Genomic DNA, 20,816 nt, shown 5'->3' on the forward strand with positions numbered 1-20,816 from the left:
GTGTAGGGTTAACGTTATTTTACTTCGTTTGCCATCGCATTAAGTGCTACTTGGTTTAAGTAGTTAACCGGCTTATTGAAGTGTGGTTGGAAGAAGAAGTCTGTTAGAGCTAATTCTTCAATCGTCATGTCACGAGAAATCGCAACTGAGACAGTATTGACGACTTGTGTTAAATCAGTATCTGAGATAACTTGGGCACCTAGAACACGGTGAGTGTTTTTATCATAAACAAGTTTTAATTTAATGATACTGTTGTCTGGCATGAAATCTGGGCGATACGTATCTTCATAGTAAGCAACGCCAATTTCCATGTCATTCATTTTAGCAGCACCTTCAGTGAGGCCTGATGAACCAAGGTGATGGTTGTACAACTTAAGACCTGACGTCCCTTGTGTACCAGGGTGCTTCAATGTAGGTTTTACTAAGTTTTGTGCACAAGTGTCCCCATTCTTACGGCGTTTGTCGCAAGTGGAATGTATTGCGCTTTTTTCGTTGGGTTATAAGGCACCGCACAGCAGTCACCTGCTGCGTAGACGTCTTTTGCGCTTGTTTGCATATATTCATCAATAACAATCGCACCATTTGGTAACATGTTTAATTGATCTTTAAATAGATCGGTGTTTGGACGGAATCCGATACATAACACAACAAGTTCAGCTTCTACTTCGCCTTTATCGGTTACGACGCGTTCAACTTTATCTGTACCTTCAAAGCTTTTCACGAGTTCTTGTAGACGCAATTCCACGCCTTTTTCGCGTAAGGTTGCTTCAACTGGGTCAGTAAAATCTTGGTCAAGGTAACGATTTAAAATACGTGTTTCCGCATCGATTAATGTTACGTCTTTGCCATTTTCCTCAAACGCCTCAACGAGTTCAACCCCGATATAGCCACCGCCAACAACCGTTACTTTTTGTACGTCTTCTGAACGACGGATAATTTCTTTTGCGTGATCATAGTTTTTACATAAAACAACGTTCTCTAAGTCAAGACCAGGGAAGGGTGGGGTAATTGGCCAAGAACCGGTTGTGACAATCAGTTTATCATAGCTATGAATCGTGAATTCATCTGTTTTTAAATCTTTCGCTTCGAGTTGTTTTTGTTCGACATCAACCGTCACAACTTCATGTTCCATATGCATGTGGACGCCTTTATCTTCAAATCCTTCTACTGATGCATAAAAAAGTGATTGCGCATCATCTACGACGCCACCAACATAAAGAGCAATCCCACAAGATAGGAAAGAGACGTTGTCATTACGTTCGAACACATGAATCTCAGCATCCGGGTATAACTCTAATGTGTTTTTAATAGCGGCTGTTCCTGCGTGTGTACATCCAATTACTGCAACTTTCATTTTCCATTCCTCCAATAATTTAATCGTGTTATTTAGTGTAAATGTATGAGACTTGTATGTTTAATCACAAACGTTAGAAAAACTAAACCCTCCTACAAAACGTGAGGGGAAGTGTTTGTGATTTCTTTTACAAACTTATTATACTACTTTGTTTAAAATGTGACAAGAGTTTGAACATGTTTTCACAAACTATTTTTTAAAAGGTTGATATAGCAACGTTTGAATCACCGCCTACTTAAAAATTCACAAAAATTTCATAAATTCATCTGTTGTTTTGTTCACAATATAAGTAAAAAAAGGAAATGAACGCAAATCGGAAAACAATAAAATCTGCATTAGTATTCATATACCCGTTATTAGAAAAACTATGCGGCTGGATCAATGAATAGTAAAAAAAGGGTAGTGTTCATCCTAGTATATCCCGTTAATATCTATATTAAGTCATAGGAAGAAAGTAAAGGACTGAGATTAATTAAAGCTAACGGCGCGTTCAGTGAACATGAAACAGGAGTGAGTAGTTGTGAAGAAAAAGCGGGGAGAGTTATTTGAAAAAGCGATAGTCACAAAAAAAGAGCCCGAAGGCTCTTTATTGATTTACGCATACATTGCGGCAATTTGTTTTTGTAGTTTTTGATCGGTCACATATTCATCATAGCTCATCTCTTTATCGATGACACCTTGTGGTGTGATTTCAATCAGACGATTCGCGATACTGTTGATAAACTGGTGGTCATGTGAGGTGAATAAAAGTGAACCTTTAAAGTTAATTAAGCCGTTATTCACACTTGTGATAGATTCTAAGTCTAAGTGGTTTGTCGGTTCATCAAGGACTAACACGTTGGCGCTTGACAGCATCATTTTCGACAGCATACAACGTACTTTCTCTCCACCAGATAACACTTTTGCTTTCTTTAACGCTTCTTCACCGCTAAATAACATCCGGCCAAGGAAACCACGTAAAAAGGTTTCTGTTTGATCTTCTGGAGAATATTGACGTAACCATTCAACAAGTGTCAGGTCATTATTTTCAAAGAATTCGCTGTTGTCTTTCGGTAAGTAAGCTTGTGAGGTCGTTACACCCCAAGTGAACGTGCCACTATCAGCTTCTTGTTTACCCATTAAAATATCAAACAACGTTGATTTTGCGAGTTCATTTTTACCCACAAAGGCGACTTTATCGTCTCGATTTAAGGTGAAACTGACGTTATCTAATACTTTGACACCCTCAACCGTTTTTGATAAGTTTTCCACTTTTAGTAGGTCATTACCGATCTCGCGCTCTGGTTTAAAGGCCACATAAGGTAGCGGCGAGACGATGGTTTAATATCTTCAAGTGAAATATTATCTAACATCTTTTTACGAGAAGTCGCTTGTTTTGACTTCGATGCGTTTGCGCTAAAGCGTGCGATAAAGTTTTGTAGTTCCTTAATTTTTTCTTCTTTTTTCTTATTTTGATCTTGTGCCATTTGTAGGGCAAGTTGACTTGATTCGTACCAGAAGTCATAGTTACCAACATACAACGCAATTTTACCGAAATCAACATCGGCAATATGCGTACAGACTTTATTTAAGAAGTGACGATCGTGCGAAACGACAATGACCGTGTTCTCAAAATTAATTAAGAATTCTTCTAACCACTGAATCGCTTGGATGTCCAAGTGGTTGGTTGGCTCATCTAATAGTAAAATATCAGGACTACCAAATAGCGCTTGGGCAAGTAATACCTTCACTTTTTCTGAACCGGATAAATCACTCATCAATTTATCGTGTAAGTCTTCATGAATACCAAGACCTTTTAATAAAATTTGCGCATCTGATTCAGCTTCCCAACCGTTCATTTCCGCAAACTCACCTTCAAGTTCAGCAGCTTTCATGCCATCATCTTCTGTGAACGGGTCTTTTGCGTAAATAGCATCTTTTTCTTTCATCACTTCGTGAAGACGTTTATGTCCCATAATGACCGTTTCAGTCACTGGGTAACTCTCATAAGCAAAGTGATCCTGCTTCAAGACGGCTAACCGTTCATCTTTACCGAGTGAGACATGACCGCTTTGAGGGTCAACTTCACCCGAGAGGACTTTTAGAAACGTTGATTTGCCGGCACCATTCGCCCCGATCAATCCATAACAATTGCCTGGTGTGAATTTAATATTCACATCTTCAAATAACTTTTTATCTCCAAACCGTAAACTTACATTTGTTGCTTGTAACATCCGTGCATTCCTCCATCATTAAGCTCATAGAGCCTACTTTAGATGATTCCCGTCTGTTAGTCAATATTATTAGCTCAAATATAAAAAAGGAATGTGGATTCGACATATAATGAAGAAAAAATGACAAGGATGAGTGCGTGTGATGGTCTGTCTAGAGATGAGGAAAGGGGAATAACTTGGCTGTTTATGGTTAAAAATAGGTGGGGATTATCGCAATTAGTATAAATTACCGATTTTTAAGCGTGATGAGTAATAAAAACAATCGATTTTCGAGAACAAATCTAAAAATGTTCCAAATAAATGGTGACTAAAGTCATAAATTTGTGTAAAATAAGGAAAGATAAGGGGTGAAGCTATGTCAGATGGTATCGGAGAAAAAATAAAATATTTTCGTATCAAATACAACTTAACACAAGAGGAACTCGCAAAAGGGATTGTCTCAGTCTCTTATCTTTCAAAAATCGAACGTAATGCCGCTGATCCAAATCCGGAAGCGGTTAAGAAATTGTGCGAACGTCTAGGAATTAGTCCGGAAAAGGTGATTGATGAAGATATCGCTAGCCAAGTGATGCGCTGGATGGAAAGTTTACTAAAGTGCGATCTCGTCTTAGCCCATGATTTGTATCAAGACATTCAAACGAAAATTGAAAAAGTGATTGATGCTGATCTGTTCTGGTTAGTCAAGCTACATACGCTCTATTATTTTGTGTTGACTAAACAAAAAGATAAAGCTAAACGCAAACTAAAGCTCTTAAAACAAGATCAAAAATATTTTTCTGAAAAAGAACAATATTATTGGTTAAAATTTAAAGCCCATTTTGAATACTTGGAGTCGAGTTACGAGAAAGCGTTCTTACACTTTCAAGAAGCAGAAAGAATCTATAGTGATATTTTCAAAGAGGAAAGTGAAGAGTACTATGATTTAATTTACCACGTGGCTAAAACCGCAACGGTGTTACATTATTCTTATCATGCCTCTGTTTATTCAGAACGGTCGCTTGTTTATTATCGCGATCATTACCGATTAGAACGGGCAGCCAAGTGTCATATTTTAAAAGGTGTGAACTATAAACGGATTAGAGAAATGGATGAAGCGCTAAAACAATTTGAATTAGCGGAAGGCTTAGGTAAACGGTTATCGAGTGATACGATTCTGTTTCGGGTCTATGAAGCGATTGGTGAATTGTTCCATGACTTAAACATGTCAACTCAAGCTATACGCTACTATGCAAAAGCCTATGATTTAGTGAAGCATCAATTTAGTCTTCAGGAACTAATTGCGATACTCGGTCATGTGAAGACGTATATTCAATATGAAAAACCAGACCTTGCGAAAGACTGGTTAACAAAAGCAGAGACATTATTAAAATCAGAAAAAGATATGCCCCCGCGCTATGTCTATCAAGTAAAAGTACTGCGCTTTGCGTTATATGGTTTCACGCAAAACTTCGAAAAACTACTCGTGAAAGAAGTGATTCCGTACTTTAAATCACGCAAATTATATATTGCTTATGCTGGGTATGTTAGACTACTAGGTGATTATTATTACAATAACCGCAAGTATAAACTCGCCGCAGAATACTATGCGGAAGCTCATCAAGCGATGGTTGATATTCAAAATAAAGATAATAAGTAAAGCCTCCTTATGTAAGGGGGTTTTTCATTTAGACAACTGACGACTGGGGTGTCCATCGAGTTTAATAAAAGAAATTTCTGTAGCTAGCACAGGCTTATGTTAAACTGGAAAAAAACAAAGGAGTGACGTCAATGTTTTGTCCAAACTGTGGAAATGAAGCACCAAACGCGGCAGTCTTTTGTCCGACGTGTGGCTTGAATATACAAGACTATTTTAGAGACGACAACGTCTCAAAAGACCAACAAGACGATAAAATTAATGATGGATTGACTGTCAATCGGTCTGAAAAACATCAAGATGCCGAACACAAAGAAGAGCCTTGGCAGGCTTTTGTTGATACCCGTTATCACTTTTATGACCAAAAGTGGTCGGTCGCATCTCAACCGGATGTAAACGCAGGTTGGAACTGGGCGAGCTTTTTTGTCGGGTTGTTTTGGCTCGGTTACCGGAAGATGTACCGAGAATTATTAATTCTCATTGGTGTGTTTTTCTTAATGGATTTTGTCGCAGCCGTGACGAGTCTTTTCTTTCTTAGTACCTTGCTTCCCCTTGTGCTCTATTTCTACTTGGGGATGAAAGGGAATGCCTTATATTACCGGCATGTAAGACAAAAATTGGCTGAATTTCAACATGATGATTTATCTCAAGCAGATTACCGCGAACGCGGAGGCGTTAGTGGGACTGGCGTGGTAGTCGCCATCATCTTACTTTTGTCGTATGCCGGTCTATCAACGATCATCTTTGGTTTTTAGGTGTGATGACTTTCTACGTGTTAAAGAGCTATCGGAAATCGGGAGTTATGGATAGAGCGCAAACAAACACAGTCGAAATAAGTAATCTTTAGTTTGTTAGCGTTCGGATAAAGGTCGCTGTTTCTTTACGCGAATGAAAGAAATAGACGGGGATTTGAGTCGCTGTTAGGCTCGCAAATGTTTGTTTTCTTTTCTTTCGTTTAAAGGTCAGGACGTACCAAAGGAATGAAGGTTTGAGTTGTTCTAGGCACCCTGGTGCCATATCTGGTCTTGTCGTATGTTTATAACGCCAGTAGCGTTTAATAATACCGGATAAGGCAATAGGAGTCGGATAGTCTAAGTAAATGACCGTGTCAGCCCGTGATAATCGCTGGGGTAGAGAAGCGGCATAATTTCCGTCGATAATCCAGCGGTCTTCATGAAGAACGTCGTGAAGTTTTTGTTTGAAGGCTGGTTCATTAATGACCCAATGTGCTTCAAAGAAAAATTGGTCTAAATGATAAAGGGGGAGCTGAAGATGGTGACTCAGTTCCCGTGCGAGTGTACTTTTACCTGTCCCAGGGCTACCGAGAATAAGGATCCGCTGCATAGGTTTTTCCTCCTGTCTACTATTCATTATTGGTGTCGAACAGATACATGATTTGTTGACTGGAAAATTGTATGAAAAAGACTTTTTTTGATTATTTCATGCTATACTGAGAATACACGATAGAGGTCACTATATCAATCCTTGACTTCTTTTATTGTGTGCGATGTAACTTTTTACTTGTTGGTTGTGTCTAAGTAGTAAGAAAGGAAAGGGGGCAACTATGAAAGAGACACGCACGATCTATTTACTATTCTTATCGACAGGAACATTATTATCTAAGGCGATTGATTTATATACAAAAACGAATCTGAATCATGTCTCGATTGCCTTCGATAAAGATTTGAGTGAAGTCTATAGCTTTGGTCGTAAACGCCCTTACAATCCGTTTATTGGTGGGTTTGTGAGAGAAGCTGTGACAGAACCTTTTTTTAATCAATCGATGTGTGCCGTATATGAGCTAGAGATTTCTAATGACCAATATTTAGCCTTGCGCCAACACTTACAAATGATTGAGTCGATGCAGCACTTATACCGCTATAATTTTATTGGATTATTCGGTTTCTTTATTAATTATGAAGTAAAACGCACGCATGCTTATTTTTGTTCACAGTTTGTCGCGACGATGCTTCAAGAAATTGATTTGTATCCGAGAGATAAACGCGCAGGCTTAACGCGCCCAGATGATTTGAGGCAATGGGATAAGTTAGATCTTGTCTATATGGGCACACTAAAAAATTATTTAAATTTAGATGACAAGAAACGAAGATTTCGTTTACCGATTCGCTCATTCTTTCGTATGAGTTGAAAAATTAGTCGGGTTAACACTTACTTTTTATGAATGAACATCAAGGCCTGCTATTATATTTCTTATACCAAAACCAATCTGTCACTTTCAGGTTGGTTTTTTATATGCTAAAGCGACTTAAATATAGATGAAAAAAGCAGCCGTAATGTTAAGCGGCTGCTGTAGTGTTTGTTAAAGATTATTCATTTGTAGTAGTATCAACGCCACTTTTTGGAACGGTGAAGGTAAAGATAATAGAATCCGTTGATAGATCAAGCGCATCAACTCTAAAGCGAAGGTTGCTGTCAATTTCAATAGACGTTACGGCTAAATAGATTTGTTCATTTTCTGAATCAAAATAAAGCCAGTCTGGCGTTTCTACTTGGCGATTAATGTAATGGAGAATGCGTCCGCGTGGTAGGTCGAGTAATCCGAGTGAGAGTGTGTTCATTTTTAGCACGATATCCCCGTTGTCCATGACGACCGGGTCCATCGTCACTCGAAGTGGAATAGGCACGCCGAACGCGTATAGTTCCCCATTCAGTTGAATATCGTTATCCACAATAACATCAAAATTAGCCTGGTTTGTTTTCAGTACTTGATTTATATACGTATTAATTAAATCATTTAGATCGCTTTTTGTCGTTTCTACTGTGAACTTTGCCCCTAATTCCTCCTGATACGTTGGATCAGGTAAAGCATCAGACACAGGAGGTGTGAGGAGGAGAAATACGAACAAGGTGACAATCAAGACGCCGTTAATGAGAGCTAGTAAGATAAAGCGGCGGTGCCATGTCGTCATTTTCTTTATTGAGTTGATAAAACTTTCTTTCACAATCATCAGTCCATTCTACAAGCTTTCTTTGTTAGGATTCTGGTGATACATTATTTGAGCTTAACTCGCTCGTTAATGTGTCAATATCCTGTTTAAGGTAGTTGTATACCCGTGCCCCAATTAAGGTGTAGCCTGTTTTATTGGGGTGGAAGTTGTCATCGGCTAACAGCGAAATATCTTTGAGGGCAAATAAATCATATAAATCGATGTGATGCCCATTCGAATACGATTCAATCACTTCCTTACCAGTTTGATTCCAAGAAGTCAAGATTTCATTTAAAGCAATGACATTATCAAAGTAGCCGAGAAACGGATTGAAAAAACCGAGCAAATAAATCTCTGCGTCCGGGTTATAATCATTAATCATCTCGAAAATGTCAGTGAGACGTGTCTTAAAGGCTTGTTCTTCTTCGTTAAACACATCAAGGTTGAGATTTAGTGCGTTGTTTTTCACTACTTGCATTAAATCATTGGCACCAATCGTGACGAGGATAAAATCGGCCTCTTCAACGGAATCAATGATCGCTTCTTCCTCTGTAAGGCGAGTGAGTAATTGATCCGTCCGGTTCCCACGCTTTCCGAAGTTATTAATAGCTACGCGTGTGTCCGTTTGATCAAAGTAACCTTTCAACACACCGATATAGCCTTCACTATTTGTTTCATCACCGACACCCTGAGTAAGTGAATCGCCTAGGGCGGTAATTTCACATCGGTCCGTGTGAAAATTCTTAATGTTTCTTCTACAGCTGTTTTTAAGTCGAGTGACAAATCAGTCGCATTTGATTGTACTTCTTCATCTTTTTCATCGACTTGGTTAATGACCGTCGTAATATTTTCCTCTTCTGGTTGAATAGAGGTCGTTTCGTAGATGGGCAGGGGTCGAAAGATAAAGAAAGCGATACTACCCGCCACGATGAGACCGACTAATATAATAAGGAGTACTTTTTTACGATGATTACTCATAAGACATCCATCCTTAAAGAAAAGTTCTTTTGATAATATTCCCTTAAAACAGATTTTAAAACAAGATTGCTTTTCTATTATAGTAGTCTTGATAAGACGTTTCAATAACCAGATAGACAAAAAATGACAAGAAAAATAGCTTGAGCAGTCAAAGTGACAGCTCAAGCTCATCAAAGGGTGTCGAAAGTATGAAAAACGCTAGATATTTGTACTAGTCACGACGCGGATTTAACCGGATTTTATTAGCCGTACCAAAGAGACACGCACCTTCAACAATGACTTGATTGTTAGCTAAAGCTTGTTGTTTTAGTACCTGATAATCTTCTTTTGTTTTAAACCAGACGATTTTCGCGTGGGCAGGAATGTCTGTTAGCTGATTAGGTTCGGTCACAAAGAGTATATCAATAATCTCTGCTTGTTCGTCGAACGTTTTATAATGGAAGCCTAATTTTTTAATTTTCTTTAAGCAACCGTGTTGAGTAGGATCACCAACGACGACAATTTCTTTTGGACGGAGGCCCTCTTCACGTGCGAACGGGGAATGAAGCGCCCAATAGATCGCATCCTCTGTAGAAGGTGTTAGCGTTGGTGTTGTCTCCGTTGCTTTAGCGATCGCTTGATCTAAGTCAGCAATAATATCGTGAGACGTTTCAAGTCCAATGGAAAGACGGATTAATTGTTCCGAGACGCCTGCTTGTTCTAACCCTTCAGCTGATAACTGTTGATGCGTCGTTGACGCTGGATGGATGATTAGCGACTTGGCATCACCGACATTCGCGACATGATAGAACAAGTTCACATGGTCAATCACTTGTCGGCCGGTCTCGCGGTCACCTTTAATACCAAAAGTAATGACCGAGCCGTAATAATCAATCAGATATTTATTCGCTAGCGCATATCCTGGATGATCGGCATTCCCTGGATAGTTCACCCATTCGACTTGAGGGTGGTTGTTTAAATAATCTGCGACGCGCTTCGTATTGTCATGGTAACGCTTAATGCGTAAGTTTAATGTTTCTAATCCTTGAAGTAAGTTAAAGGCATTTTGTGGGCTAAGTGACGGACCGATGTCACGTAACAGTTGCACGCGTAATTTAATCGCAAACGCTGCTGGGCCTGCGTCAATGCCGTAACGAATGCCGTGATACGACTCATCCGGTTCAGTAAAGCCTTTAAAGCGGGCATTATTCCAGTTGAAACGACCACCATCAACGACAACCCCACCCATGGTAGTTCCGTGACCACCAATCCATTTCGTCGCTGAGTGAACGACGATATCCGCACCAAAGGTGAGTGGTTTAGCCCCATATGGCGTTGCAAACGTGTTATCAATAATGAGTGGGACGTCATAGCTATGAGCGATATCACTGACCGCTTCAATGTCAAAAACGTTGAGTGATGGGTTCGTGATCGTTTCAGCGAAAATCGCTTTTGTTTTGGCGGTGATGGCTTGTTCAAAGTTTTGTGGATCAGTTCCATCAACGAAGATCACCTTAATGCCGTATTTCGGTAACGTGCGCTCGAATAAATTATATGTCCCACCGTAAAGGTTACTATCGGTAATGATTTCATCCCCTGCTTCGGCGACATTCAAAATAGCGAGTGTGATCGCTGACATACCAGAGGCAACACCAACAGCGGCCACGCCGTCTTCTAATGCAGCGATGCGCTGTTCAAACGCATCAACGGTGGGATTCATAATCCTTGAATAAATGTTGCCAGGTTCTTTTAATGCGAAAAGATTTTGCGCATGTTCGGTGTCTTTAAATGAAAAAGCGGTGGTTTGGTAAATCGGAACAGCAACAGCACCGGTAGTAGGGTCGGTCTGTTGGCCGGCGTGAATGAGTTGTGTTTCGGCACCTTGAATGTGAAAGGGATTGTGGGTCATAAGTAATTCCTCCTTAGAATATAAAAAATTTGTTTATTCTGAATATAGAAACGACACGGATGCGATAAGTTGAGGGTGAAACAAAAAACACCCACTTCTTTGAAAAATAAGAAGAGGGTGTTGTAACCGCACATGTCCTCCTCTTATCTCTCAGATGTCACATCTGTAGGATTTAGCACCTTTCTGCCTATGCAGGGGTTGCTGGGCGTCGCAGGGCCTATTCCCTCAGCCACTCGTAATAAGAGTTTTAAGTTGTTAGTATGGATTATAGTGAACTTCATCCCGTTCGTCAAGTGATAAGTTAGAATTTCTTAAATTTTTTATCGATTTAAGTGTATAAACTTATATGTCCTGTTAGTACGCATTAATATCGGTAGGTGTATCAGTATTTGCCTCTCCTCTAATCTCAATCATGAGTCTATGTGGCAAACAAATACTCGTCTCACCAGGACGCGAGATCCAACCGGTTTTCACCGCGATTTGGTCGGGTGAATTATCTTCTTTTACCCGAATCCGCGTCTCATCAACTTCAATGATGTTGTATTGATTCCCCGCAGGATAATAAGTTTTTAGCTCATGTGGTGTCGTATCACTTAAAATAAATTCATCAACGATTTCGCCATCAATAGAGATATAAGCGACGACGGTATCATCTGCCGACTGGGCATAGCTGTAGTGAAAGATCGCGAGTGGCGTAAAAGAAATGATCAGTAACATCAAGATGACAAAAGCATCACTGATTGTGAGAATGCTTTTTACTTGACGAAGCGACTTATTGGTCATGGCTTAACGCCCTTTCAGCCGTTTCAAGAGCGGCCCCAATCACTTGGTGCATGTCATAATATTTATACGTCGCGAGTCTACCACCAAAGATCACGTTCGTTTCTTTTTCGGCGCGTTGTTTATATTTTAGATAGAGGGCATTATTTTTCTCATCGTTGATAGGATAATACGGCTCATCCCCCTTTTTCAATCACTTGGATATTCTTTGGTGATGATCGTGTCAGGTTGCGTCCCAAAATTAAAATGTTTATGTTCAATGATGCGCGTATAAGGTGTGTCCGAATCAGTATAATTCACAACGGCGTTTCCTTGGTAGTTACTGATGGGCTTTAGTTCTGTTTCAAACCGTAAACTCCGGTAGTCAAGGGTGCCATCGACGTAATCAAAGTACTGATCAATCATCCCAGTAAAGACCGTCTTTTTAGCCAGTTGTTGATAGTGATCTTTATCATCAAAAAAATCAATACCGAGTCTAACGTCAGATTTTTCAAGCATCTGTTCAATAATGTGGGTATAGCCTTCCGTTGGAATACCTTGATAACGATCATTGAAATAATTGTTATCGTACGTAAATCTCACTGGCAGGCGCTTAATAATAAACGCTGGAAGTTCCGTCGCAAGTCGACCCCATTGTTTTTCGGTATAGCCTTTGATCAGTTTTTCATAAATATCCGTACCAACAAGTGAGATCGCTTGTTCTTCTAAGTTGGTTGGATGAGTTACACCTGCTTGTTGTTTCTGACGTTCGATGACTTCTTTCGCCTCATCAGGTGTTACCACACCCCATAATTGATGAAAGGTGTTCATGTTGAAGGGGAGGTTATAAATGTCCCCGTGATAATTAGCGATGGGAGTATTAGTAAATCGGTTGAATGCTGCGAATTGATTCACATAATCCCAAATCTTTTTACTATTCGTATGGAAAATGTGCGCGCCGTATTTATGGACATCAATCCCGGCTTGTTTTTCTGTATAGATATTCCCACCGATATGGTGACGTTTATCAATCACCAGGCAAGTTTTCCCTTGTTTTGTTGCTTCATAACTAAACACAGCGCCAAAAAGTCCGGCGCCAACAATTAAATAATCATACATCATATTAAGACCCCTTACATGTTTATATTTTACTAGAGAAGAAAAAAGGAAGGCTGGTATTTTAAAAAATGGGTGTGCTATACTTAAAGGCGATTGGGCTCTAATGGAGTTGAACCTTTAATGTTTATGGTGTAAATTATCACCTATCAATCTAAAATTGTAAAGGATAGATTCGTCCCCTATCGTTAGGGAGAGTCCTTATAACGTAAGACAAAAGGAGTGACGGGGAAATGGTAAAGGTGGCAATCGTTGAAGATGAAACATTGTACCACGAACAATTGGAAGCGTTTTTAACGACATTCAAAGAAGAACAACATCAGCCGCTGGAGTGGTCAATCTATACCGATGGTGATCAGTTTATTGATCACTATACTTCCCAGTTTGATATTATCTTCTTGGATATTCAAATGCCTTTAATGGATGGGATGACGGTCGCAGAAGAAATTAGAAAAGTTGATCAACACGTGATTATTATCTTTATTACGAATATGACCCAATATGCGATTAAAGGCTACGCGGTCGATGCCCTTGATTATGTTTTAAAGCCGATCAATTATTTTGCCTTTAAAGAACGGCTACTCAAAGCGCTTGAACGTCTTGAGCTTAAAAAAAAGTCGCTTTATCACCATTAAAGTAAAAGGTGGCGTCGTAAGATTGGAACTAAAAGATCTCTATTATATTGAGAGCCAAGGTCATCAACTCCTCTTTCATACGATAGACGGGATCATTGAATCAACGGGGGCGATTAAACATTATGAGGAAGTATTAAAAGGTGACGGTTTTTACCGGATACATAAAGGGTTTATGGTTAATCTTAACTACGTTCAAGGAATTAATGATCCGTTTGTCGTCATGAAAACAACAGAATTACCGATGGGTCGAACGAAGAAAAAAGGCTTTCTAGACACGCTCACTAAACATTGGGGAGACCAATCGATATGAACGATCTATTTCCAGAGATTCCGCGTTTATTTACAGCTTTATCTGAGTGGCTTGCGTGTGTTGTCTATATGAGTATGTTAAAACGTCATTATACTGGCGGAAAACTTATCAGCATCATGCTAGGGGCTTTAGTCATCCAAGCATCATTTTTAATGGTAACGGGTGATTTACCGATTTATTTCTGGATTCCAAGCATGGCACTTGCGGTGATGATGATGTGGCTATTTATCTATACAACGACAGAGGTATCCATGTATGAAGCTGGTTATTTTGTCGTTAAAGCTTTTGTCGCCGCAGAGCTCGTTGCTTCATTCCATTGGCAGTTACATTTTTATTTGTTAAGAAACGAATCCGCTTATTCAATGTTAAGTGTGAGCTTATTAATCACAACGTATCTTCTTTTGTTTTTTCTTATTTGGTTTCTCGAAAGACAACACATCCCAAAAGACGGTGTGTTAGGCATAAAGCCACGCGAGTTTTGGTCAAGTGCGACGATTGGGGTGGCTGTTTTCTTTATTAGTAATCTAAGCTTTGTTTCGGTGCGAACACCTTTTAGCGGACAGTATACGACGGAGATTTTAAATATTCGCACACTCGTAGACCTCGGAGGTTTTGCGATTCTATTTGCTTATCACGTTCAATTAAATGAACTAAGAGTTAAACATGAACTGGAAGCGATGCAAAACATTTTTAAATATCAATATACCCAGTACCAACAGTCAAAGGAAAGTATCGATCTTATTAACTTCAAATACCATGATTTAAAACACCAACTGATTGCCCTAAAAGCAGAAACAGATCCTGATAAACGAGAAGCGTTTATCGATGAGATGCAAGATGAGATAAAGATGTTTGAAGCCCAACATAAAACCGGGCATCACGTGCTTGATACACTCTTGACGATGAAACATATGAACTGCTTAAAAAACAACATCACGTTGACAGCTGTCGCGGACGGACAGTTATTAAATGAAATGGATGTAAAAGATATTGTCACCATTTTTGGTAATGCTTTAGACAATGCGATTGAATATGAGTGTAAGGTAAAGGATAGTGACAAACGTCTGATTCATGTGTTACTTAAAAAACAACACCAGTTTACGATGATTCAAGTTGAAAACTATTTTGAAGGTGCCTTGCGTTATCAAGACGGCTTACCGTCTACAACAAAGAAGAATAAACAAGCCCATGGTTACGGAATCAAAAGTATCAGACATGCGGTCGAAAAGTACGGCGGTACGGTACAGATTAGCGAGAAGAACCACTGGTTTAAACTGATGATTTTATTACCACATACAGTATGATGACAAGACTATTCAACGGCGAATAGTCTTTTTCTATGGGCACTTAGATGTCGTTTATGTAAAAAAACGTGACGTTCATGAAGAATGATAAGCGCTTACTTAAATTCATGTTAAATTATAACCATCATGTTGAACATGCTTTAACGTTAAGGTGTACAAATGGCAGGTGAAAATACGAGATATAAAAAGAGGGAAAAGAGATGAAACATAAACAATTAGTTGAACAAATGACACTCGAAGAAAAGGCATCGTTGATGTCAGGGAAAAACTTCTGGGAAACAGAAAGCATTGCACGCTTAGGTGTTGACAGTATCTTTCTTGCGGATGGCCCGCACGGGATTAGAAAGCAAGCGGCCGCTGCCGATCACTTAGGATTAAATGAAAGCGTTCCAGCGACGTGTTTTCCAACTGCTGCAACAGTAGCTAATAGCTGGGATACCGAACTCGGTGAAAAAATCGGGGAACATCTCGGTAGAGAAGCACATGCACAAGGCGTTAATGTGCTGCTTGGCCTGGTATTAACATGAAACGAAATCCGCTATGTGGGCGTAATTTCGAATATTTCAGTGAAGATCCTTATCAAGCCGGCAAATTATCAGCGGCCTACATTCGCGGGATTCAGTCTCAAGGGGTCTCTGCTTGTGTGAAACACTTTGCGGTGAACAATCAAGAAGAACGCCGGATGTCGATTGATACGATTGTGGATGAACGTACGTTACGTGAAATATACTTAACCGCTTTTGAAATCGCCATCAAAGAAGGTGATGTGAAGACGGTAATGTCGTCTTACAATAAGTTAAACGGTGACTACACAAATGAACATCGACACCTCATGCAAGAGATTTTACGTGAGGAATTTGGCTTTGATGGTGTCGTTGTCACCGACTGGGGCGGTAGTAATGACCGAGTGAAAGGCTTAATCGCAGGAAATGAGCTTGAAATGCCAACGGCCAATGGTGAGACAGTCCAAGACATTATAAAGGCTGTACAAACAGGCGTGATCGAAGAGGAAATCTTAGATACGGCCGTTGATCGACTCTTAGAGTTAATGTTAACAACAAACGAAGCACTAGCCAGAGACAAAGCAACAATTGACGTAAAAGGTCATCACGCTTTCGCTGAGAAGGTGGCAGAAGAGTCTATCGTCTTATTAAAAAACGAGGCAATATTTTGCCGTTAAAGAAAACAGAAAAGCTCGCGATCATTGGTGACTTTGCTTATACCCCGCGTTATCAAGGGGCCGGTTCATCGGTTGTTAATCCGACTGAACTTGAAACAACATTGGAAGCGGTTAAACGATACGATTTAGATGTTGTCGGTTATGCGCCAGGCTTTAATCGTTACGGGAAAAAAGATCAGAAGAAACTTAAACAAGCGCAGCAACTTGCCAAAGAAGCTGATGTGATTTTACTCTATTTAGGTCTTGATGAAGTAACAGAAGCGGAAGGCCTTGATCGAAGTGATATGAAGATTCCTTCAAATCAACTTGACTTAGTCCAAGCAGTAAAGACTGTGAATCCGAACATTGTCGTGGTGCTTTCATGTGGTTCGGCCGTGGAATTACCGTTTGTTGATGACGTGAAAGGTCTTGTCCACGGGTATTTAAGTGGTCAAGCAGGGGCTAAGGCGATGCTGAATATTTTAACAGGGAAAACAAACCCGTCAGGGAAATTATCAGAGTCCTACCCGATTCGCTACGAAGATACACCAACGTATCACTACTTCCCAGGTAAAGAAGTGAGTGTTGAGTATCGTGAAGGTCCATTTATCGGTTATCGTTACTATGATTCAGCGGATGTTAACGTTAGGTTCCCTTATGGTTATGGCCTAAGTTATACGACCTTTAAGTATGAAGATGTATCCGTTACTGATACCGGTGTCACGGTCAAATTAACCAATACGGGTGGCGTGGCTGGAAAAGAAGTCGTTCAACTCTATGTTGGAAAAGAATCGAGTCGGATCTTTAGACCGAATAAAGAGCTTAAAGGGTTTAAGAAAGTCCATTTATTCCCGAATGAAACAAAAGAAGTCACGATTGATTTTGATGACTATACGTTTAGATACTTTAACGTCAGCACGAATAAGTGGGAAAAAGAAGCGGGCACGTATCAACTCATGATTGCGTCATCTAGTGAGACGATTCAGTTAATGACGACGATAGACATTGAAGGATCAGTCAATGCCCATCCATATGATGAAAAAGTGTTAGCGCCTTATTATACAGGCAACATACGTGAGATCAGTGATGCGGCATTTGAAGCCTTGATTGGAAGACCGATTCCAAAATCAACTTGGGACAGATCACAACCATTAGGCTATAATGACACGATTAGTCAGTGTCGCTATTCGAAAGGTTGGATTGGACGATTCAGTTACCGTCTGGTGACTTTCGCGCATACTTTCCTTTGGAAGATGGGTAAGCGTGAGACGGCGAACTTGATTATGATGTCGGTGTATCATATGCCGTTTAGAGGTTATGCCAGAATGACGGGTGGAGCAATTAATATGCCGATGGTTGACGGGATGTTAACGGCGATTAATGGTCAGTTCTTTAAAGGCATCAAAGAAGTAGTCAAAGGTCGAAAACAACTTAAAAAATGAAGTAAAGCTATTATCATTAGCTTTTAAATAGCTCATTTACTTCCTATACACATATATCTAAGGAGGCTATACAGAAATGGAAAAGAAAAAAATGAGTAAGAAAAAGTTTCGAACGGTATGGAGTACGATATTATCGGTGTTAGTGATCATTGTCATTGGTGCCAATATTGCTCTAAATTATTATTCAGATGTCATTACAGCGTACTTTGATGAGCTAGATATTACTAGTCCAGAAGCCGTCGCCGTAAGAGATGAATCTAAAGAAGTAGCAGAAAAAATCGCGGATGAAGGTATTATTTTATTACAAAATGATGATAATGCCCTTCCATTAGCAGATGGGGCAAAAGTAAACGTATTTGGTTGGAGTTTTACTAATCCTATCTATGGTGGTACAGGTTCAGGTGGCACAGATGCCTCTACAGCTATTACGCCTTTAGATGGATTTAAAGATGCGGGTATTGAAGTGAATCAATCGTTATATGATGATTATGTAGCAACAGGCATTGAAAGACCGCTTGTACTTATGGATGGCCAGGATTGGTCTGTTCCAGAACCTGTCGCTAGTGACTTTTACACTGAAGACAGAATCAATCAAGCAAAAGAATTTTCAGACACAGCTGTCATCTTCATTTCTCGTTCAGGTGGAGAAGGCGCTGACTTACCAGATGTCCTTGATGGTCCTGATACATTTGATCCTGATGCGGGGATGTTTGGGGCAGGACAAAAATTCGGGAATGAAGATGATCTAGATCCAGATAAACACTATTTAGAACTCAGTAACAGAGAAAGAGATATGGTTGAAGTTGTTACAGCCAACTTTGATAATATTATCGTTGTTGTGAACAGTGCTAATACGTTTGAATTAGACTGGACAAGAGAGTATGAACAAGTGAAGAGTGTTATTAATATTGCTGGACCAGGACAAAGTGGTTTTGGTTCATTAGGAAAAGTGCTTGCAGGTACAATCAACCCATCAGGTCGCACGGTTGATCTATATGCGACAGATTTATTTGATGCACCGGCAGCTAAAAACTTTGGTGACTTTAGCTATGTTGTAGAAAATTCAGATGGTAGCTTCTCACAAGCTTATGATCAAGAGAATGTACCACTTAAGTATATTAATTATGCCGAAGGTATTTACGTTGGTTACCGTTATTATGAAACGGCAGCTGCAGAAGGGGCCATCAATTACGAACAAAAAGTTATGTATCCCTTTGGACATGGGTTAAGCTATACGACTTTCGAACAAGAAGTCGTGTCTGGTTCACTCGTATGGGATGACTCAGAAGTGACGGTTGACGTTGAAGTAACCAATACGGGAGAAATGGCCGGAAAAGATGTTGTTCAACTCTATTATTCAGCGCCTTACACAGGCAATATTGAAAAATCAGTTGTTGACCTTGGCGCATTTGTGAAGACAGACGTGATTGAACCAGGTGCATCACAAGTTGTGACCTTGTCATTTAACGTAGATGATATGGCTTCATACGATTCAAACAAAGTCTATAGCGACAATGGGGCATATGTTTTAGAATCTGGTGAGTATGACTTAATGTTAATGCGTAACTCACATGAAAAAATCGCTGATGTAAGTTCAAAAACACTCAGTGAAACAGTCTTTGATGAAACAGCTCGTGAAACAGATCAACAAGTGGCAACCAATCAATTTGATGAAGATGTGACAGGAGAAGGCAGTATTGAAACGTATCTGTCTAGAGAAAACGGATTTGAAAATATCGATGAAGTAAATCAAAACGACGTATTTGAGATTACGACAGAAGAAGGCGACGTCGTTGAAGTAAAAGGAACACTAGTAGATGAAGCCTTTATAAGCATGGTCAATGATGTGCGTTATGATATTACTGAGCGTGAACACGATGAAGCACCGATAACTGGAGAAGACAACGGATTGACATTAGAGGAGTTTACCGGTGTAGATTATGACGATGAACGCTGGGAAGAACTTTTAAATCAACTATCCGTTGAAGATATGGAATCACTTGTATTAAATGGTGGTTATAAAACCGTTGAATTAGAATCTGTAGAAAAACCAGGGACAGTAGATTATGATGGACCAGCGGGTATTAGTTCGTTTGTATCTGCTACTGGAGCATCAGGGATTCCATTCCCGTCACAAGTGATGGTAGCCTCCACGTGGAACCTTGTGCTTGCTGAAGAAATGGGACAAGCCATTGGAGCTGAAGCAGAAGTGTATGGCGTAACAGGATGGTATGCGCCTGGTATTAACCTTCACCGTACGGGATTTGCCGGACGTAACTTTGAGTATTATTCTGAAGATCCATTACTTTCAGGTAAAATGGCGGCAAATGCGATCAAAGGGTACCAAGATAATGGTGGCGTTGTTTATATGAAACACTTTGCGCTCAATGACCAAGAAAAAAATCGTCAATTAGGCGTCTTAACTTGGAGTCATGAACAAGCCATTCGTGAAATTTATTTAGAACCATTTGAACTTGCTGTAAAAGAAGGTGGCGCTATGGGAGCGATGTCTGCCTTTAACAGTATCGGAACGACTTGGGCCGGTGCCAGCAATGGTTTATTAAACGAAGTATTACGTAATGAGTGGGGCTTTAAAGGGACAGTTATTACCGATATGTATATTATTGATGACACACCTTATATGAGTGCACAACAAGCGATTAGAAATGGTAATGACTTATTGCTTACGGGTGTTGCACCTTATGGTGTACCTGAGTTTGATGCTACGGGCATTGATACGCAGTGGGCACTTAGAGACGCCTCTAAAAATATTCTTTACACAACAGCAAATAGTCGCGCGATGGATGCAGGTATGAGTGATGAAACACCGCAATGGGTGACAATTTCTATCTATGTCAATATTCTTATTGGCCTAGCCATTGTATTAGCTTTCTACTTTGTATTCAAAAACAGTAAAAAACGAGACGTTGCTTAATTTAATTAGCTAACTATATTTATCAGCTCATTTAGCGGTACTCAATTGAGTGCCGCTAAAAAATTAATCAAACTATAGGTCATCATACGAGACATGGCCAATGTCAATAAGTGTGTGATCTAAAAGTGAACGACAGGGATGC

16 protein-coding genes, 3 pseudogenes and 1 riboswitch are annotated in these 20,816 nt (G+C 39.8%); of the genes and pseudogenes, 10 read left to right on the forward strand and 9 right to left on the reverse strand.

Features of this window, described 5'->3' with window-relative positions:
- Positions 1-14 precede the first annotated feature (14 nt).
- Positions 15-1,354, reverse strand: a pseudogene (locus tag JCM19043_RS05200) (FAD-dependent oxidoreductase).
- A gap of 594 nt (positions 1,355-1,948) precedes the next feature.
- A pseudogene (locus JCM19043_RS05205) lies at positions 1,949-3,567 on the reverse strand (ABC-F family ATP-binding cassette domain-containing protein).
- A gap of 355 nt (positions 3,568-3,922) precedes the next feature.
- Between JCM19043_RS05205 and JCM19043_RS05210 the strand changes: the two are divergent.
- Together JCM19043_RS05210 and JCM19043_RS05215 are read left to right on the forward strand one after the other, a co-directional pair.
- On the forward strand, positions 3,923-5,203 hold the full coding sequence (locus JCM19043_RS05210; RefSeq protein WP_062320598.1) for a helix-turn-helix transcriptional regulator: 1,281 nt from the start codon (positions 3,923-3,925) through the stop codon (positions 5,201-5,203).
- A gap of 131 nt (positions 5,204-5,334) precedes the next feature.
- The gene (locus tag JCM19043_RS05215) at positions 5,335-5,955 is read left to right on the forward strand and encodes a DUF2628 domain-containing protein (protein WP_062320600.1); all 621 of its coding nucleotides are present in this window, start codon (positions 5,335-5,337) and stop codon (positions 5,953-5,955) included.
- 88 nt (positions 5,956-6,043) lie between these two features.
- On the opposite strand, the gene JCM19043_RS05220 is transcribed toward JCM19043_RS05215, so the two are convergent.
- Positions 6,044-6,544, reverse strand: a complete 501-nt coding sequence (locus tag JCM19043_RS05220) for an AAA family ATPase (protein ID WP_062320602.1) — start codon at positions 6,542-6,544, stop codon at positions 6,044-6,046.
- 220 nt (positions 6,545-6,764) lie between these two features.
- Between JCM19043_RS05220 and JCM19043_RS05225 the strand changes: the two genes are divergently transcribed.
- Positions 6,765-7,349 (forward strand): hypothetical protein, encoded by a 585-nt coding sequence (locus JCM19043_RS05225; protein WP_062320604.1) that lies wholly within the window; start codon positions 6,765-6,767, stop codon positions 7,347-7,349.
- Between the two features lie 178 nt (positions 7,350-7,527).
- Here JCM19043_RS05225 and JCM19043_RS05230 read toward each other — a convergent pair whose 3' ends face one another.
- From JCM19043_RS05230 to glf, 6 genes and pseudogenes are all read right to left on the reverse strand, one after another.
- On the reverse strand, positions 7,528-8,169 hold the full coding sequence (locus JCM19043_RS05230) for a YpmS family protein (protein WP_062320605.1): 642 nt from the start codon (positions 8,167-8,169) through the stop codon (positions 7,528-7,530).
- A 25-nt stretch (positions 8,170-8,194) separates the two neighbouring features.
- Positions 8,195-8,896, reverse strand: coding sequence for a GDSL-type esterase/lipase family protein (locus tag JCM19043_RS05235; protein WP_082394434.1), 702 nt, complete (start codon positions 8,894-8,896; stop codon positions 8,195-8,197).
- The gene (locus JCM19043_RS05240) at positions 8,854-9,126 is read right to left on the reverse strand and encodes a hypothetical protein (protein ID WP_062320609.1); all 273 of its coding nucleotides are present in this window, start codon (positions 9,124-9,126) and stop codon (positions 8,854-8,856) included. The genes JCM19043_RS05235 and JCM19043_RS05240 overlap by 43 nt, the downstream gene beginning before the upstream one ends.
- A 211-nt stretch (positions 9,127-9,337) precedes the next feature.
- Positions 9,338-11,014, reverse strand: a complete 1,677-nt coding sequence (locus tag JCM19043_RS05245; RefSeq protein ID WP_062320612.1) for an O-acetylhomoserine aminocarboxypropyltransferase/cysteine synthase family protein — start codon at positions 11,012-11,014, stop codon at positions 9,338-9,340.
- A 140-nt stretch (positions 11,015-11,154) separates the two neighbouring features.
- A riboswitch (SAM riboswitch) is annotated at positions 11,155-11,259 on the reverse strand.
- 109 nt (positions 11,260-11,368) lie between these two features.
- The gene (locus JCM19043_RS05250) at positions 11,369-11,797 is read right to left on the reverse strand and encodes a NusG domain II-containing protein (protein WP_062320614.1); all 429 of its coding nucleotides are present in this window, start codon (positions 11,795-11,797) and stop codon (positions 11,369-11,371) included.
- Positions 11,787-12,892, reverse strand: a pseudogene (gene glf / locus JCM19043_RS05255) (UDP-galactopyranose mutase). Before glf ends, JCM19043_RS05250 begins: the two are co-directional and overlap by 11 nt.
- 230 nt (positions 12,893-13,122) lie before the next feature.
- Here glf and JCM19043_RS17355 point away from each other — a divergent pair.
- From JCM19043_RS17355 to JCM19043_RS05275, 7 genes are all read left to right on the forward strand, one after another.
- Complete coding sequence (locus tag JCM19043_RS17355; RefSeq protein WP_231631409.1) at positions 13,123-13,524, forward strand: LytTR family DNA-binding domain-containing protein; 402 nt, start codon at positions 13,123-13,125, stop codon at positions 13,522-13,524.
- Between the two features lie 22 nt (positions 13,525-13,546).
- A complete protein-coding gene (locus JCM19043_RS17360; protein ID WP_231631410.1) occupies positions 13,547-13,834 on the forward strand; it encodes a LytTR family DNA-binding domain-containing protein in 288 nt (95 codons plus the stop codon).
- Complete coding sequence (locus JCM19043_RS05265) at positions 13,831-15,138, forward strand: GHKL domain-containing protein (protein ID WP_062320616.1); 1,308 nt, start codon at positions 13,831-13,833, stop codon at positions 15,136-15,138. Before JCM19043_RS17360 ends, JCM19043_RS05265 begins: the two co-directional genes overlap by 4 nt.
- 200 nt (positions 15,139-15,338) lie before the next feature.
- Positions 15,339-15,665 carry a hypothetical protein gene (locus JCM19043_RS17365; RefSeq protein WP_231631411.1) on the forward strand — a complete coding sequence of 109 codons (327 nt, stop codon included), beginning with the start codon at positions 15,339-15,341 and terminating at the stop codon, positions 15,663-15,665.
- A complete protein-coding gene (locus JCM19043_RS17370; protein WP_231631412.1) occupies positions 15,662-16,318 on the forward strand; it encodes a glycoside hydrolase family 3 protein in 657 nt (218 codons plus the stop codon). Before JCM19043_RS17365 ends, JCM19043_RS17370 begins: the two co-directional genes overlap by 4 nt.
- A complete protein-coding gene (locus tag JCM19043_RS17375; RefSeq protein WP_231631413.1) occupies positions 16,309-17,739 on the forward strand; it encodes a glycoside hydrolase family 3 C-terminal domain-containing protein in 1,431 nt (476 codons plus the stop codon). The genes JCM19043_RS17370 and JCM19043_RS17375 overlap by 10 nt, the downstream gene beginning before the upstream one ends.
- Before the next feature lie 76 nt (positions 17,740-17,815).
- On the forward strand, positions 17,816-20,674 hold the full coding sequence (locus JCM19043_RS05275) for a glycoside hydrolase family 3 N-terminal domain-containing protein (RefSeq protein WP_062320618.1): 2,859 nt from the start codon (positions 17,816-17,818) through the stop codon (positions 20,672-20,674).
- Positions 20,675-20,816: the final 142 nt, after the last annotated feature.

This window comes from Halolactibacillus sp. JCM 19043 (assembly GCF_001310395.1).
GTDB lineage: Bacteria > Bacillota > Bacilli > Bacillales > Amphibacillaceae > Halolactibacillus > Halolactibacillus miurensis.